Origin of the sequence: Paenibacillus sp. AN1007 (assembly GCF_040702995.1) — a bacterium.
Lineage (GTDB): Bacteria > Bacillota > Bacilli > Paenibacillales > Paenibacillaceae > Paenibacillus.
In genome coordinates this window covers 2,577,954-2,593,222 of the sequence record NZ_CP159992.1, presented here as the reverse complement: position 1 = coordinate 2,593,222, position 15,269 = coordinate 2,577,954, and the positions used below count along the sequence as shown (strand labels likewise).

7 protein-coding genes are annotated in these 15,269 nt (G+C 46.2%); 4 read left to right on the top strand and 3 right to left on the bottom strand.

Annotated elements, in window-relative coordinates:
* Positions 1 to 228 precede the first annotated feature (228 nt).
* Together ABXS70_RS11495 and ABXS70_RS11490 are read left to right on the top strand one after the other, a co-directional pair.
* A complete protein-coding gene (locus tag ABXS70_RS11495; RefSeq protein ID WP_366295912.1) occupies positions 229 to 1,953 on the top strand; it encodes a response regulator in 1,725 nt (574 codons plus the stop codon).
* A gap of 11 nt (positions 1,954 to 1,964) precedes the next feature.
* Positions 1,965 to 3,719 carry a sensor histidine kinase gene (locus ABXS70_RS11490; RefSeq protein WP_366295910.1) on the top strand — a complete coding sequence of 585 codons (1,755 nt, stop codon included), beginning with the start codon at positions 1,965 to 1,967 and terminating at the stop codon, positions 3,717 to 3,719.
* Positions 3,720 to 3,841: 122 nt separating this feature from the next.
* On the opposite strand, the gene ABXS70_RS11485 is transcribed toward ABXS70_RS11490, so the two are convergent.
* From ABXS70_RS11485 to ABXS70_RS11475, 3 genes are all read right to left on the bottom strand, one after another.
* Entirely contained in the window at positions 3,842 to 4,732 is an 891-nt protein-coding gene (locus tag ABXS70_RS11485) for a carbohydrate ABC transporter permease (RefSeq protein WP_342556117.1), read from the bottom strand.
* A gap of 15 nt (positions 4,733 to 4,747) precedes the next feature.
* Positions 4,748 to 5,638, bottom strand: a complete 891-nt coding sequence (locus ABXS70_RS11480) for an ABC transporter permease subunit (RefSeq protein WP_342556118.1) — start codon at positions 5,636 to 5,638, stop codon at positions 4,748 to 4,750.
* A gap of 71 nt (positions 5,639 to 5,709) precedes the next feature.
* Entirely contained in the window at positions 5,710 to 7,305 is a 1,596-nt protein-coding gene (locus tag ABXS70_RS11475; RefSeq protein WP_366295907.1) for a hypothetical protein, read from the bottom strand.
* A gap of 383 nt (positions 7,306 to 7,688) precedes the next feature.
* Here ABXS70_RS11475 and ABXS70_RS11470 point away from each other — a divergent pair, with 383 nt between their 5' ends.
* Both ABXS70_RS11470 and ABXS70_RS11465 read left to right on the top strand, forming a co-directional pair.
* Positions 7,689 to 8,930: a sigma-70 family RNA polymerase sigma factor gene (locus ABXS70_RS11470; RefSeq protein WP_366295905.1), complete on the top strand. Its 1,242-nt coding sequence runs from the start codon at positions 7,689 to 7,691 to the stop codon at positions 8,928 to 8,930.
* A gap of 107 nt (positions 8,931 to 9,037) precedes the next feature.
* Positions 9,038 to 15,172, top strand: a complete 6,135-nt coding sequence (locus tag ABXS70_RS11465; protein ID WP_366295903.1) for an S-layer homology domain-containing protein — start codon at positions 9,038 to 9,040, stop codon at positions 15,170 to 15,172.
* Positions 15,173 to 15,269: the final 97 nt, after the last annotated feature.

Genomic DNA, 15,269 nt, shown 5'->3' with positions numbered 1-15,269 from the left:
GCGAGCAGTGCAGCTGGCTTAACATGCTTTTCCACGATAGGTGTATATTCCTGCATATTCCCTGACGAACAAGAAAGACCGCCGAATTCGGCGGTCTTTTTCATTTTTCTCACCAATCTAAGGGGATTTCGTGATTTGAGTACGAATAAATTAGAAGATGGATTGCACATACCCATCAGGGTTCAGGGCGTCAGCTCATGTATAAATAATCAACTTTGGAGGACATTCATGTATAAACTGCTGATTGTAGAGGACGAACTGCTCATGCGGGTGGGCATTCGTTCCATGCTGAACTGGGAAGATTACGGCTTTTGTCTGGCAGGCGAGGCCAGCAATGGGAAAGAAGCTTTGGAGCTTGCGCTGGAACAAGTCCCGGACCTGATCATTACGGATATCCGAATGCCTGTGATGGATGGACTGCAGCTGATTCAAGAAGTATCACGTTCATTAAAGAACTGTAAATATGTTATTCTTAGCAATTTTGATGAACTGCATTATGTGAAAACGGCTTTAAAGCTTGGTGCGGTGGACTACCTGGTCAAAAGTGAAGTCAGCGAACAGTCTCTGATCCAGCTGCTCACGAATATTCGAGAGAAGCTGCAGCGTGAACAGGAACAATTCACTCCTTTACCCAAAGCATCATCAGAATATTCCAAGAGCATCCGTTACTTGAAGGACAGTTTCTTTCAAGATACTGTAAGCGGATTCATCCATGGAGAAGAGTTGATTGCCAAAGCAGAAGAACTACGTTTTCGCATCCAATCTGACTACCTGGTGGTCATTAAATTGGTCGTTAATCAATATGAGCAGGTTAAGCGCAAGTATATTGAAAAAGGGGAGCAGCTGCTCCGCTTCTCCATCCTTAATATCATGGAAGAAGTTATTCCTTCAAGGTGGGCTAAGGAGATATTTGTGGAAAGCTCGTTCGAATATTGGGTAGTTGTAAACGTGCATCCAGACTCCAATACCGAAATCACCACCGAGATCGACAGCAGCACAACCCCCGACACTTTTAACAACAGCAGGCTTGTTAATGCTAACTCCACCGATCCATTTAACGCTGCACATGCTGATCTGAATAAGCTTATACGTAAAATGATGTCGTCTATTAAGGATTTTATGAATTTATCCCTTACAGCAGGTGTGAGTTCAGTGGTTTCCGATTTTACATCGATGCGAAGGGCCAGTAAGGAAGCAGAGTATGCTCTCAAGGAGCGCTTTTTTACTTGCGGCAGCCAAATCTTATATGCTGCAGATGTGTGCGAAGCACCTGGCAGGAAAGACACTGCAATCATTTTAAGTCCGCAGCAGGAACAGCATTTCATGAAAATTTGTGTTAGTAAAAACGAAATAAAAGCCGAGCAGTTTTTTGAAGAAATCCGTACTGCCCTGAAGGTTAAACAAGCTGACGAGAACAGCATCCGCCAACAGTACATTGCACTGCTGGAGACGATGCACGCCCATTTACTGAACATCACATCCCGAAGCAAGCTTTCGTTCACAGGAAAGTCACCTTATGAGATTGTACTGAACGGAGAGCGCTGGCACGATATTCACCAGGATGTCCTGACCCATATCAAGGATTCGTTCGGTGCCTATTCCAGAACCACTCAGGAACTTACGTATACCGAACTCGCTGCTGACATGATCAACAAGTATTACGCAGAGGATCTTTCGCTGCAGAGTGTGGCCAGCCAGATTAACGTTCACCCATCATATCTAAGCCGATTGTTCAAACAGGAAAAGGGAGAAAAATTCATCTCGTATTTAACCCGGATTCGCATTGAACACGCGAAGGCTTATCTGCTGAGCAGAGAGCTGAAAATATATGAAATAGCCGACAAAGTCGGGTACCACAACTACACGTATTTCAGCAAAATTTTCAAGAAAAACACGGGTCTTACCCCCGAGGAATACCGAGAACAACAGCAGGTTCATGTCATCCGTGAATAGAGGTGCACTTCATGAAATTTACCCGGCCTTTTCAGATCAGATACAAAATTATTATCATTTGTATGATTGTCATTATTTTTCCTGTTTTTGTTATGACGATTAACTCCTATTACTCTTCTGAACGATTGTTATCGCAAAATTACACCACACTGCTCAGTGATCTGACCAAACAAACGAATATTCGCATTGATGAGTTTCTCAAAGAAATCGAAAAAATCACGCTTCTCGCCAGTAACGGGCTTAGTGACAGTTTGTCTGCGACTCATGAAGGCAGCTTTCCGATTCAGGATTTTCTGCGTGTAAGTGACGAAGAGAACGAGATAGCCGCATACAACATCTTGATGAATTACATTATGATGAAAGATCGTGTATTTTCCATATATCTATACAACCTGAACGGTGGGCAGGACCTGTTTGTGAGTCCGCATCAACCGATTGACCCCGTCTTCAATGTAAGAAATGAATTGTGGTTCAAAAAGTTTATGCATGAAGACGACCGAACGATCACTTTGACGACCCGGATCGATAAGCAGCTGGAAAATAAAGTACTCGCCGTCTCCCATGCACGGAAAATTCACGATGTAACCAATGGCAAACTGCTTGGTGTGATCGTTGTCAGCATCGATATCAAATTTATCGAGATCGTCAATCGCAATCTGCAGGAAGGGCTCAGGTCCAGATTTATGATTATCGACGAGGATGAAAAGATCGTCTACAACGTGAATGACCAGTTGATCGGCACGTTGTTTCGGGATAACGTTCGCCCGCCCGAAGCAACCAATGTGGTCGTGAAGAGCCCGCTTAGTCAGCAGAAATGGACCACATATGTCTATATGCCGCTAGAAGAGCTGACCGCTGATGGGAAAATATTAGGCCGAAACCTGGTAACGCTGGCTATCGTGATGTCTCTTTTTGCCGCGGTTATTTCCATTTTCTTATCTCATGTTATTACTCGTCCCATCAAAAAGCTGCTCAATAATATTCGTCTTGTCGAAAAGGGGCAGTTCGAACACGTGCAGGACATCCGCTCTCGCGATGAGATCGGTCATTTATCCACCCGATTTAACCGCATGTCTCATGAATTAAAACGTATGGTGGAACGAACGCAGCAGGAAGAGATTGAGAAGGCTGCCGCCGAGATGCGGGCACTGCATGATCAGATTAATCCTCACTTTCTGTATAACACATTAGGGTCCGTGAAATGGATTGCATCCATGCAGCAGGCGGGCAAAATTGTAGATATGACGGATGCGCTCATCTCTATGCTGCGATATGCAACCAGGACTGATGGCAGTCTCGTGATGATTCGAGAGGAGCTGAATCACATTGAGCATTACGTCACCATTCAGAATGTCCGATATTACGGCAGCATTCAGATGCAGTACGATATTGATGACACCCTTCTGGATTATGTGATGCCCAAAATGATTCTGCAGCCCATCGTGGAAAATGCTTTTTTTCACGGCCTTGCCGAGATCGAAGAGGAGGGTGTAATCACCATTCGGATTCAATCACGGCAGGACGACATATGTATTGAAGTCCGTGATAATGGAGCAGGAATGGATCAGTTTACCGTCCGCAGCCTGTTGGAAGAAAAGCAGGAGACTGGAAGCGGAGGTAGGGGAATTGGTTTGTATAATGTGCAGCGGCGAATTCAGCTGCACTTCGGGAAACCTTATGGGATACAGGTGAATAGCCAGATTGGCAAAGGCACAACGTTTACCATTCTGCTGCCTGCGATTACCTGTTTACCAGGGAACAAGTGAAACTTATTGGCGCTAATGAAAGGACCTGCAGATCATCGTCTGCAGGTCCTTAGGGTATTTGCGTTTGTTTTGGGATACACCTTCAAACCATATCTATAGCACTGGTTCTTATTGTCCCTTCTTTATCCCTTAACACTGCCGAGCACCAAACCTTTGGTAAAATACTTCTGCAGGAACGGATAGATGAGCAGAATCGGGATGGCACCAAGGAACATCTGGGCTGCACGTCCGGTTCTGGCATTCATCATGGCTAACAGCTGGGTGTAGTCTGACCCGGACTTCAGCATCATCTGCTCAAAGCTTTGAAGCAGGGTTTGGAGATAACTCTGCAGCGGATAGTTGGCTGGATTGTTCATATAGATAATGCCGTCAAACCAGGAGTTCCAATGGCCGACAATGCTGAACAGTCCTACCGTCGCGAGTGCAGGCTTGAGAAGCGGAAGCATGATCCGGATTAACACCTGCATCGGGCCCGCACCATCAATGATGGCTGATTCTTCAATCTCCTCAGGCAGTCCGCGAATAAAGTTCATCAGAATGATCATGCTGAACACGGGCAGCGCACCTGGAAGAATCAAAGACCAGATGGAATCGATCAGCCCCATTTTAACCACAACAAGATAAGTAGGAATCAATCCACCGCTGAACAGCATCGTAACGATGAAAAATCCCATATAGAGGTTGCGGCCCATGACCTTCTGTTTTGTTTTGGAGAGTGGGTATGCTGTAAGCACAATTAAGAGCAGATTCACCAGTGTACCCAGAACGGTTCGCTGAATTGCCACCCAGAGGGAGGAATAAAATGCACTTCCAGAAAGAGCAAACTCATAAGCCTTCGTTGTAAATTCAACCGGCCAGAATGTAACACTCCCCGCAGAGACCGCTGAACTGCTGCTGAAAGAGACGGCGAGTAAATTGACAAACGGCAGGACACACAGCAGCGAGATCGCCAGCAGTATCGTGTAATTCAAAATATGAAAGAGACGCCTGCTTATACTTTTATCATGAATCATCCGATTATGCCCTCCTTAGAAGATACGGTAACCTGCCACGCGGTAAGCCAGAATGTAAGAGACTGCAACCAGAATGCAGGATATAACCGATTTGAATAAACCGACTGCAGTTGCAATGGAATACTGTGCCTGCTGGATACCCAGACGGTACACATAGGTGTCGATAATATCTCCGGTCTGATAAACCACAGGAGAATAAAGATTATATATCTGATCAAAACCGGCATTGAGCACGTTTCCCAGCGATAATACAGTCATTAAAACGATCGTCGGCATCAGGAGCGGCAGGGTGATATAGATCGTTTGCTTCCAGCGCTTGGCTCCATCAATGACTGCGGCTTCGTACAGGCCGGGATCAATGCTCGTTAAGGCAGCCAGATAGACAACCGTGCCAAACCCGAAGCCTTTCCAGATATCACTCACAATCATTGTCCACGGAAAGATGGAAGGCGTGCCGAGGAAGGAGATCGGTTTCATGCCGAGCACCCCTAAAAACGTATTCACGATCCCATCTGCACTCAGAATATCCAGCATAATGCCGGCCATAATGACCCAGGACAGGAAATTCGGAATATAGACGAGAGTCTGGAACGTTCGTTTGATCCCGTTGTGCAGCACTTCATTCAGCAGCAGGGCGAAAATAACAGGCACAACAATGCCGCCGATCATTTTGAAAACGGACATGTAGAGGGTATTCCAGATCGTTCTCACGAAATTGGGCTGATTAAAGACATGAGTGAAATTGTCCCATCCAACCCAAGGCGAACTGAAGCCAAGACCCGGATTATACTTTTGAAAGGCAATAACCAGGCCATAAAAAGGAATGTAACTAAAAATAAATACCAGCACCACGCTGGGGATTAACATGAGGTGGTAAGGACTTTGCTGCTTCCATTTTTTCAGCATTGCTTTTCCTCCGTTCAGTTATCAAAAAGAGGGGTGAGAACAGGCTCACCCCCCAGCCTCGCAGCTTCAGCTTATTTGCCGTAGGCTTCGTTCACGGCTTCAATGGCTGTATCTCCGCCAGCTGCACGCCAGTTCTGCACGACCACATCAAAGTAGTCGATGTTCTCGCTGCCCATAATGATTTTTGTAAAACCTTCCGTCAGAATATCATCCAGCGTTGTTCCATAACTGGACAGAGCCTCAGGCGTGACGCCCCATAGTGCAGTTTTGGTGTAGTTGCCGCTGTCGAGCACTTTTTTCGCCAAGCCATACGCATTTTTCGGTGCGCCCTGCTGCAGATAATCACCAACCGCGCCCGGTGTCGCATTTTTGATAAACTCGACGCTGTTGTTATACTTCTGCCACATGCCTGACGTGGTGAGTCCGCTGGTATCCTTCGTTTCAAGAGCTTTCGATACAGCTTCGAACTGTTCATAGTCCGAATTCGGGTTAAGCACACGGAACGCGCCAACAACGTGCGCAATATCGTTGTCCAGCAGAGCGGAGAGTGTCTCCGGTTTTTCCTTGCCATTGCCTTCATCCACGATATAAGCATAATCATTCAGAATTTCGATCACTGCCTGTGGATGGGCAGCATCTTTTTTCATTACAATGTAGTTGTTATTCGCAAAAAAGATAGATTGTTTCGCTTCTTTGCCATCGACCGTTGGAATCAGATACGGATAGAAGATGGCGTCTTTACCCAGATTAGCGACGGTATCTACGCCAGGATTATATCCCCACCACTGATAGTACGGCTGGATGCCCACTTTGCCGGCGACAATGTCGGCATTCATGGCGTTGAAGTCTTTAATGGCAAATTCCGGATCGATAATGCCCCGCTTATACCATTCCGCCCATTCGGCGAGCGCGTTTTTCATCTCAGGCTGGATGGAGCCATAGGTCAGTTTTCCCGTACCATCCTCAATCCACAGGTCCGGATGAGCGTTCCAAGCGATCGCGAGCAGGTTCAGATAATCCAGCGATTGATCCACAGCAATGCCGTATCCGCCGTGTTTTTCCATAAATGCAAGAGCCATATTTTTGATATCCTCGACCGATTTCGGGTCCTGCAGTTTGAGCTCTTCTTTCCAGTCATTTCGAATCCAGATAAAGTCCGGTTGATCAATTAATCCCCAATGCATCTGGGGGATACCGTAGAGCTTGCCGTCTTTTTTGCCAGATTCGTAGCTGTCTGCATCCGCTTTCATATAACTTTTGAGGCGTTCCGAGGCGTGCTGTTCAAAGGCTTCTGTCAAATCCATGACCATATCGGCCTCAATCAGCTGGCGCAGCTGGGAAGGATTCACCCGGAAAACGTCGGGAAGTTCATTGGAAGAAATGGCGAGATTGAGTTTGGTTTCGTATTCATCACTGACCCAGTCCGTCTTGACGTTAATATTAAGTTTCTCTTTGTATCTGCGGGTCCAGACATTATTCGTAATATCATCGCCCTTTGGATATTTCGCTGAACTGTATTCGGACGTAACCGTATGGATGGTGACTGCACCCGTACCATCATTTTCCGCATCTGTTTGTGCCTGACCTTTTCCCTTGTCACTGCAGGCCGTGACCAATAAGGCAGACATGCTCATCGACAAGATCAGAATCTTCATCTTTTTGTTCATTTACGTTCCCCCTCAAGTTCAAGTCATGGTTTAGGAATGTTGTACTTGAAGATATTGTAATAGAGAATAAGAAGAGGGGATATAAACGTTATTGACCAGAATCTGCATGTTTTTTAACTATAGAGGGGATCAGGGAATGCATAACAGGCATCGTACGCTGCACTTATTTGAACTGTGCTGCACTTTTTTGACCTGAACAAATAAGCCTGAGCCAACGATCGTCAGTACGAGGATATGAAGTCATGCATTATATTGATGTTAAGCGGTTTATTAGAGGAATGTATAAGGATTATAGGTAAGTCTACATATTTTTTGAGCGTACTTGTGGCTAATCGCTGTGTTCCGGTGTCTAATTTATTGTAAATCAAGAGGAGGTTCTCACCATGTCTGGAGCTCAAGACACAGATTTCACATCTGTTCAACCGGATGAACAGAACAGCATTACCCGTGTGGAACACATCTATGCATTATATCGTGATCGTATCAACAGCTATTTTTCGCTGAAATTAAACCCCGCGGCTGCAGATGATCTCACACAACAGGTATTTATGAAAGCAGCAGAGAATCTGCACCGTTATAAAGGAAACGCACATATCTTCACATGGATCTTCAAGATTGCCCAGAACACATTAAAGAATGAATATCGGAGGTTATCACGGCAGAACGAATCACCGCTTGATGCTGCACAGCTCGAATCCCAGTCCATCTCTCTTGAGTTTACAAAGTATGTTGACTTTCGGATTGATATCGGAACAGCCTTACAAACGCTGGATGAGAAAAATCAGGAGATTATCGCTTTACGTTTTTTTGCAGACTGTACGCTGCCCGAGATTGCAAGCATTGTTGGTATGCGTGAGAGCGCAGTGAAGAACAGATTGTACCGTGCTCTTGGGAAGTTAAAAAACGAATTAAATGAATGGGGGCACATGGCTATCATGTCAATTCAACACTTGATTTCGATTGAAAATAAAGGCAGTTCAGCACATTCAGACAACCGTATGAAGAAAGCAAATCATGACCTCATCACGGAACTAAACGGACACGTCGAAAGACTTGCAGCGAAATACGATTACCAGCCTTTACGAAAAGTCATCATTGAAATGTATCCCGACCTGTCCGCGTTTCATCAAGCTGTGGGGGAAAAAGATGCGCCTGACTGGTTCACCGGCACATACGAGGAGAACATTCTCAAGATTGTTTCACCGCTGAACCCCGGGCCTGAGCATACGTACGAATCCATTATCAAAGTTTCCGTTCATCTGTTCTCCATGTGGCTGATTGAAGAGATTAATCCCCAGGCTCCGAAATGGATCAGACAGGGAATCGGTGGATATGAAGCCAAACTGATGACACCAGAATATCTTAAGTTCTCGACCGAAGAGGCTATTCGCACGAATAAGATACCCACTTTTGCTGAATTAGACGATGATACGTGGGATTTTGATACCAAGAAAGGATTCCAGTTCTCGTATATTTTTGTAGAGTATGTGATGGAAAAGTACGGCGTTAAGTCGATGAATCAACTGATTCGTCATCCGCAGGAGTTTACAAGAATCCTGGACTGCACGGAAGCTGAGCTGCATCAGGCTGTATCAGAGCATATTCAAGCCTGGATGCTGGATTAACTTTCCTTTTACGCACTTCATCAACTCCGGTAACAAATCCCTAATATCATAGAAAATGTTTGTTTTTCTAAACTTTAAATTGGGATATGAAGGAGATGCGGGGGCAATTGAGTAAACGAAACAGATTTCAGCGCAGTGTTTCGATCGCCGTTCTAAGCAGCATGCTGCTGACGATGGGAACGCCATTTACAACCACACCTGCTGCTCAAGCGGAAACGCTATCATCAACAGAACAAAGTGATCCTGCGGTTAACCAGGAGACCAGCATCCCTGAGGTGAATCACACACCTCCGGAATGGATATCTGCCATGCAGCCGTTTACTGTTACCGCTGCGGTACATGGTGGTGAACCGCAGCCGAATGTACGCCTGACATACTTGGTAGACGGGCAGGGGGCTGATTCCCTCGAACTAACACCCGTGGATTCAAGTCCGGAGACGTATACAGGCGAAATTCCAGCTCAATCTTTGAACGGGCATCAGTTGAGTTATACCATTGAACTGTTAAACTCCGAGGGGAAAATAATCTCCTCATCCGACTTTACCACCGTGATTCATCCCGTGATCGCCGCCGCCAAGCAGACAACCGGACCGAGCCTGCTGATTACAGAAATCGTGCCGGATACCTCAAATCTGCCCAATTCCAGCACGGACGCGTATGAATTTATTGAGGTTTATAACAACACCGACCAAGAGATCAATTTTAAAGATTACTTTTTTTACTACAACAATAAAGATACCTGGAAAACGGATGAAGGCTCGGATATTTTCATCCCAGCCCACAGTCCGGTTGTATTCTGGATTATGAATGGCAGTAACCATCAGCTGACCGTCGAACAATTTAACAGCAATTTTGGCACAAGCCTGGTAGAGGGACAGCAGATCCACCGTCTTCAGGGAGGAAGCGGCATGGCTAACGGAAGTGCCCGTTCCCTTGTGATTAAGAGCCTTGCAAACGACAACGAGACCATAACTTCTGCATCGTATGAACCAGCTCAGGTCAAAACAAATATGGGTGTTTTTTTCAAACATCCTGCTGTAGGAAGTACGCAAATGAATGTAATGAGCGACTCGGGTAAACTTCCAGCCACGCCAGGTGTGATTGATTCCACACAAATCGTCCCCCCTGTGGTAGATGAAGATTCGCAGACGAGTATAGAGCACATTGCTCCCACAGATGCTCTGCCGGTTCAGGACTTTGTAGTGAAAGCGAAGATCAATAATCCGGCTGTTGAGGCGGACGGGAGTCCTTCCGCGGTGAAACTTCTGTTCAAAACGCCTGCACAGCACAGATATACCGCTCTAACCATGTCTTCGATTAATCAAACGAACGAGTATAGTGCTGTAATACCTGCATCCATGCTTGTTGAACCGCAGCTCTTATATCGGATTCAGAACGGCAGTCTGGATCAGTCCTATACAGCTTCTGTTCAGTTGGACGCATTCGATCCGTCGAAGGTACCTCCGCTGCTCATTACAGAGCTTGTACCCAACACTACGAATATTCCGGGAACGTCTACGGATGCTTATGAGTATGTTGAGATTTATAATAATACGAACCAGCCTGTACAGTTCAAAAACTATAGTTTGTACTATCGTTACCCGGATAAAGGACCAAACGCAGATGTGCTGTGGCAGGCAGAGCAGCCTGATTTTGTAATTCCTCCGCAGCAGCCGGTCGTATTCTGGATCAAAAACAGTGCAAACGCTTCGTACACCGAGCAGGATTTCAATCAGTTCTATCAGAGCAGCCTGATTCCGAATGTTACTCTTCATACTATCCAGAGTGATGGTATGGCTAATTCAGGCCGCAGAGCACTCGTGCTCAAAACGAATACGGGCAAAGAAATTTCATCTGCGTATTATGATGCAGATCAGGCTTATGCCGATGGGACAAAAGGCGATGAAACCAAAGAGAATAAAGCGATTACTTATGCTTATCCGCTGAATGGCAGCAGCGTAATGATCAAGTCCGGTTCGGGATCTGACGCTCCTTCACCAGGTATCCTTGATTCGTCTCAGATTCCGCCGCAGCCCATTCAGGTAGAGCAGGATAACCTTCCCCCAACGGTTACGGATATGACACGCACAGCGACAGTAGATCAATCAAAAGGATTGGAGCTGGTCGTAGATGCCAAAGACAACCGGGAAGTCACTTCCGTTGAAGTGTATATTCGATCGGATAAAGATACGGAATTTTCACGGTACCGTTTAACCGAGGACTTCAACGATACGATGTATCATTATAACTTATCATCCGCGTCGCTTATCGGCCGTAAAACCATTGAATATTATTTTGTTGTCTCCGACGGTGTTCATGAAACCCGTTCGGATAAAACAAGCATTTCCATAACCGGGGGAGTAAGTGATGAGGCACTTCGGCTGAATGTCAAAGATCAGGATATCCTGCAGGGAACGCATATCCTTAAAGGTACCTCGCAGTCTGGTAATGCACCTGTTCAACTTCGAATCGATAATAAGCTCGTTCCCGAAAACTCAACTTCGGGAGCACTGGAGCATGATGCGTATTTCGTGTTTGAAGCAGTGAATGTTGATTATTATTTCAAAAATGCAGTGACTATGGGGCCTCCTGAATTGGAAGACCAAACGATTCTTTATACATTCATGAATCCCATTACAGCGTACACAACACTATCCTTTCCCATTTCATCCGAACGGCTGATCCAGGGCGATAATGTTATTTATGTCCGGGCAGGTTCCAAAACCTCTCCTTTTGACCAGCGTCCGGAAGAAAACAAAGACGATTTTGAAATCAAAAATGTCAGACTGCTCCTGGCTGACGGGACTGAAATCTGGGACCCTGCTTATGCTGAAAAAGAGAAACAGATCAAAATGGGAGATTCAGCAGGAAAAAGTGAATCGATTGGTTTTCATTTTAACCTGAAGCCCGAACAGATGAAATCCACAGCTTATACTTGGGACACCACTGCTGTCCCTGACGGCCACCATCTAGTAAAAGTAACGGATGGCGAGAAGGAGGCTGCTGCCCAGGTATTGGTTGATAATACGGGACCTGTTATTCAACCGACCGTCGAGGAGAACCAAACGTATCGCGGACCCTTCGTTATTGATGCGCAAATTCAAGATGAAATTGCCGGTGTCGATGAGATAACGGTGAAATTAGACGGGAAAAAAATTGACCTTCCGATGCATACGTCCTCTGGAAAAATGTCGAGGGGCAAGCATACGCTGCAGATTCAGGCCGCGGACCGTGCAGGTAACCTATCTGACAAGACGATTCAGTTTCATGTGCCGGATGAGAACCCGCTGCAGCCGGAGTTAATCAGTCCACAGCTGAATCAGACCAATGTGGGCACAGCAGCCAATCTGATCGTTAAGGTGCAGGACCCAAGCGCGGATGCGATGAACGTATCGTTTTTCAAAGGATACAAATACGACAGTCATCGCGCCGACCGTTTTACAGGTTACCTGAACACTGCGGAGACAGAGCCGCCCAAACAGATGATTCCTGCGGGCGAGAAGGTGATGGAAGCAGCTGATTACAGGAAGATTGAAGCTGTAGACGGCACGTACCTGGTGAACGACTCCGTAGAGCAGTTTCCTTATCAGCGTTTTGAAGTCAAACTTGATCCTGACGTTCGCAGTACGGACCGCGTGGACATCCAATGGCAGGGCAAGTCGCTTGAAGGACGTAAGGTAAGCTTGTATGCCTGGAGTGAAGCCCAGAAGAAGTGGGCGCAGTTAGATCAGGTTAGTGCAGGTAAGGACGATTTCGGATTATCTGCAGTTGTTCTGGCCGGAGATTACTCTCTGAACGGAACGATCCAGGTTATGGTACAGGATGAACTTGCAGAGCAGCAGGTGAACTTGGCAGGCACGACGTCACAGCCCGAATCGCAAGAGGACTATGATTTCTCCTTTATATGGATGTCCGATACGCAGTACTATTCCCAAAGTTATCCGCAGATCTATCAAAAAATGGTGAGCTGGATCGCGGAGCAAAAAGAACAAATGAATATCAAATATGTCATCCATACCGGAGATGTGGTTGATAAGGCAGATCAGGAATATCAGTGGATTGAAGCTGATAAAAATATGAAAGTGCTTGAGGATGCGTCGATTCCATATGGTGTGCTTGCGGGTAATCACGACGTTGGTCATCAGGATAATGACTACAGCAAGTTCCAGCAGTATTTCGGAGCACAGCGTTTCGTAAACCAATCGGTGTATGGCGGATCATACGAGAATAATCGCGGTCATTATGATCTCGTTTCGGCTGGAGGCAATGACTTCATCATCGTTTACATGGGGTGGGGACTTGGAGAAAAAGAAATCGACTGGATGAATGAGATTGTTGCCAAATATCCGGAACGGAAAGCGATTCTCTGTCTGCACGAATATTTGCTTGTATCCAACAATCGTTCACCGATCGCAGATCAAATCTTCGAGAAAGTCGTCAAACCGAACAAAAACGTCATTGCCGCTCTTTCTGGACATTACCACGATGCTGAATTGAAAGTGGATGCTGTTGACGATGACGGAGACGGTATTCCGGATCGCAGCGTGTATCAAATGCTGGCAGATTATCAAGGCGCTCCTGAAGGCGGATTGGGTTACATGAGACTGATGCAGTTTGATATGAAAAATAACAAGCTTCACATCAAAACGTACTCTCCTTACCTGAATGACTATAACTACTATGATCCTGCTGTTGAAAAAGGTAAAGACGAGTTCAGTCTGGACCTTGGCCTGGCGCCTACAACCAAACGAGTTGCTACGGACTATATCGGAGTCAACGTGTATACTGATGAAAAAATAGGCTCACAGCATAATATCCCAAGCGGCAAGCAGGCTTCTGTTGTTTGGAAAGGACTTGCAAGCGGCAGTTACAACCAGTGGTATGTCCAAGTGAAGGACGACAACAGCGGTTCCACATTATCTGACATTTGGGGATTCCATACTGGCACTCCTTCGCCTGGTGAAAACACACCCGGAAATGGGGGAGGAGACAGCAGCATTTCCAATCCGGAAATGTCAACAGGATCATCTGACAGTACACCAACTGAAAGTAAGACTCCAATTCCTCCTGAGAAAGGAAAGCTGGTGCTGAAGCGTGGTGAGGATGGAATATACCGTGTTGAATCCTCGTTACTGGAGCAGGCCGCCGAATCCAGTGCTGATCGTAAAGTTATGATTACCCTTGAGGACAGTGACCCGAATACTGAAACGTCCTTTGACCTATATCTCCCGGGTAAAGCGGTGAAACAGGCAAAAGCCAACGGAAAAACGATCCAGATTGTATCACCTGGGCTGCAGATTACCCTTCCTCCAGACGTTCTCCCGCAGTTTTTGGAGGATGAACAGCAGCTAATTCTTCGTTCCAACCGTCTACAGGATGCGAATACAGCTGAAGCGCTCACCGATCGTCTGGCAGCTCGTGAACATTACGTGCAGACCGGGATCATGCAGTCGCTGCGCATGTACATTCTTCAAGGACAGAAGGAAAGAGAAGTCCAAACGTTCACTAACGCGGTTCTCGTGGAAAAAACATTAACCGCAGATCAGCTCAAGAAGTTCCATTCTGAGTACGCCGGGGTCTATCTCGCAGCACCGGATGGACAGAATGTGCAGTACAAAGGAGGTGCTTTTAATAACAGCCGCGTAACGTTTAATGTTGATCAACCAGGTGTATACACCATTATGGAGTATCGCAAATCCTTTGGTGATATAGCCAATTCCTGGGCGGCACCCTATGTTGGCATGCTAACTGCCAAACATCTGATTCAGGGAATCAACAGTGAAAACTACGGACCAGAATTAAAAGTAAATCGTGGTGACTTTATCACGCTGATGATGCGAGCCGCTGGAAAAACATCATCTACACTGTCATCACCGTATGCTGATGTACCGTCAGAAGCCTATTTCGGACCAGCCGCTGCTGAGGCAGCAGCGCTTGGCATTGTACAGGGGAATGGCGGGCTGTTCAGACCAAAGGATGCCATCAGCCGGGAAGAGGCCGCTGTCATATTAATGAGAGCTTCTGAAAAACTGTTCAATAATCCGGCTTCTGCTTCTGAAATGACGAAATCCACTTTCACAGATCATGATCAAGTCTCCTCATGGGCCAAAGAAGCGGTGGAACATGTTAGTATGCTTGGCATAATGACAGGCAAAGCTAACCTTCGATTCGACCCGAAGGCAGAGGTTACACGGGCGGAACTTGCTAAAATGGTTTATGAATTCATTCATCTTCAAGACTAGAGCATGCATTAACACAGTTTAAACCAGCCGTATGAGATAGTACCATAAAGCCGCTGCCCAGCGGCTTTTTTTGGTGTTCATATTCCGTTCATACTCC

Bases quoted from the DNA above. Each gene is read 5' to 3' on its own strand.
- ABXS70_RS11495 (WP_366295912.1), top strand. From the start codon at position 229: ATGTATAAACTGCTGATTGTAGAGGACGAACTGCTCATGCGGGTGGGC.
- ABXS70_RS11490 (WP_366295910.1), top strand. From the start codon at position 1,965: ATGAAATTTACCCGGCCTTTTCAGATCAGATACAAAATTATTATCATT.
- ABXS70_RS11485 (WP_342556117.1), bottom strand. From the start codon at position 4,732: ATGATTCATGATAAAAGTATAAGCAGGCGTCTCTTTCATATTTTGAAT.
- ABXS70_RS11480 (WP_342556118.1), bottom strand. From the start codon at position 5,638: ATGCTGAAAAAATGGAAGCAGCAAAGTCCTTACCACCTCATGTTAATC.
- ABXS70_RS11475 (WP_366295907.1), bottom strand. From the start codon at position 7,305: ATGAACAAAAAGATGAAGATTCTGATCTTGTCGATGAGCATGTCTGCC.
- ABXS70_RS11470 (WP_366295905.1), top strand. From the start codon at position 7,689: ATGTCTGGAGCTCAAGACACAGATTTCACATCTGTTCAACCGGATGAA.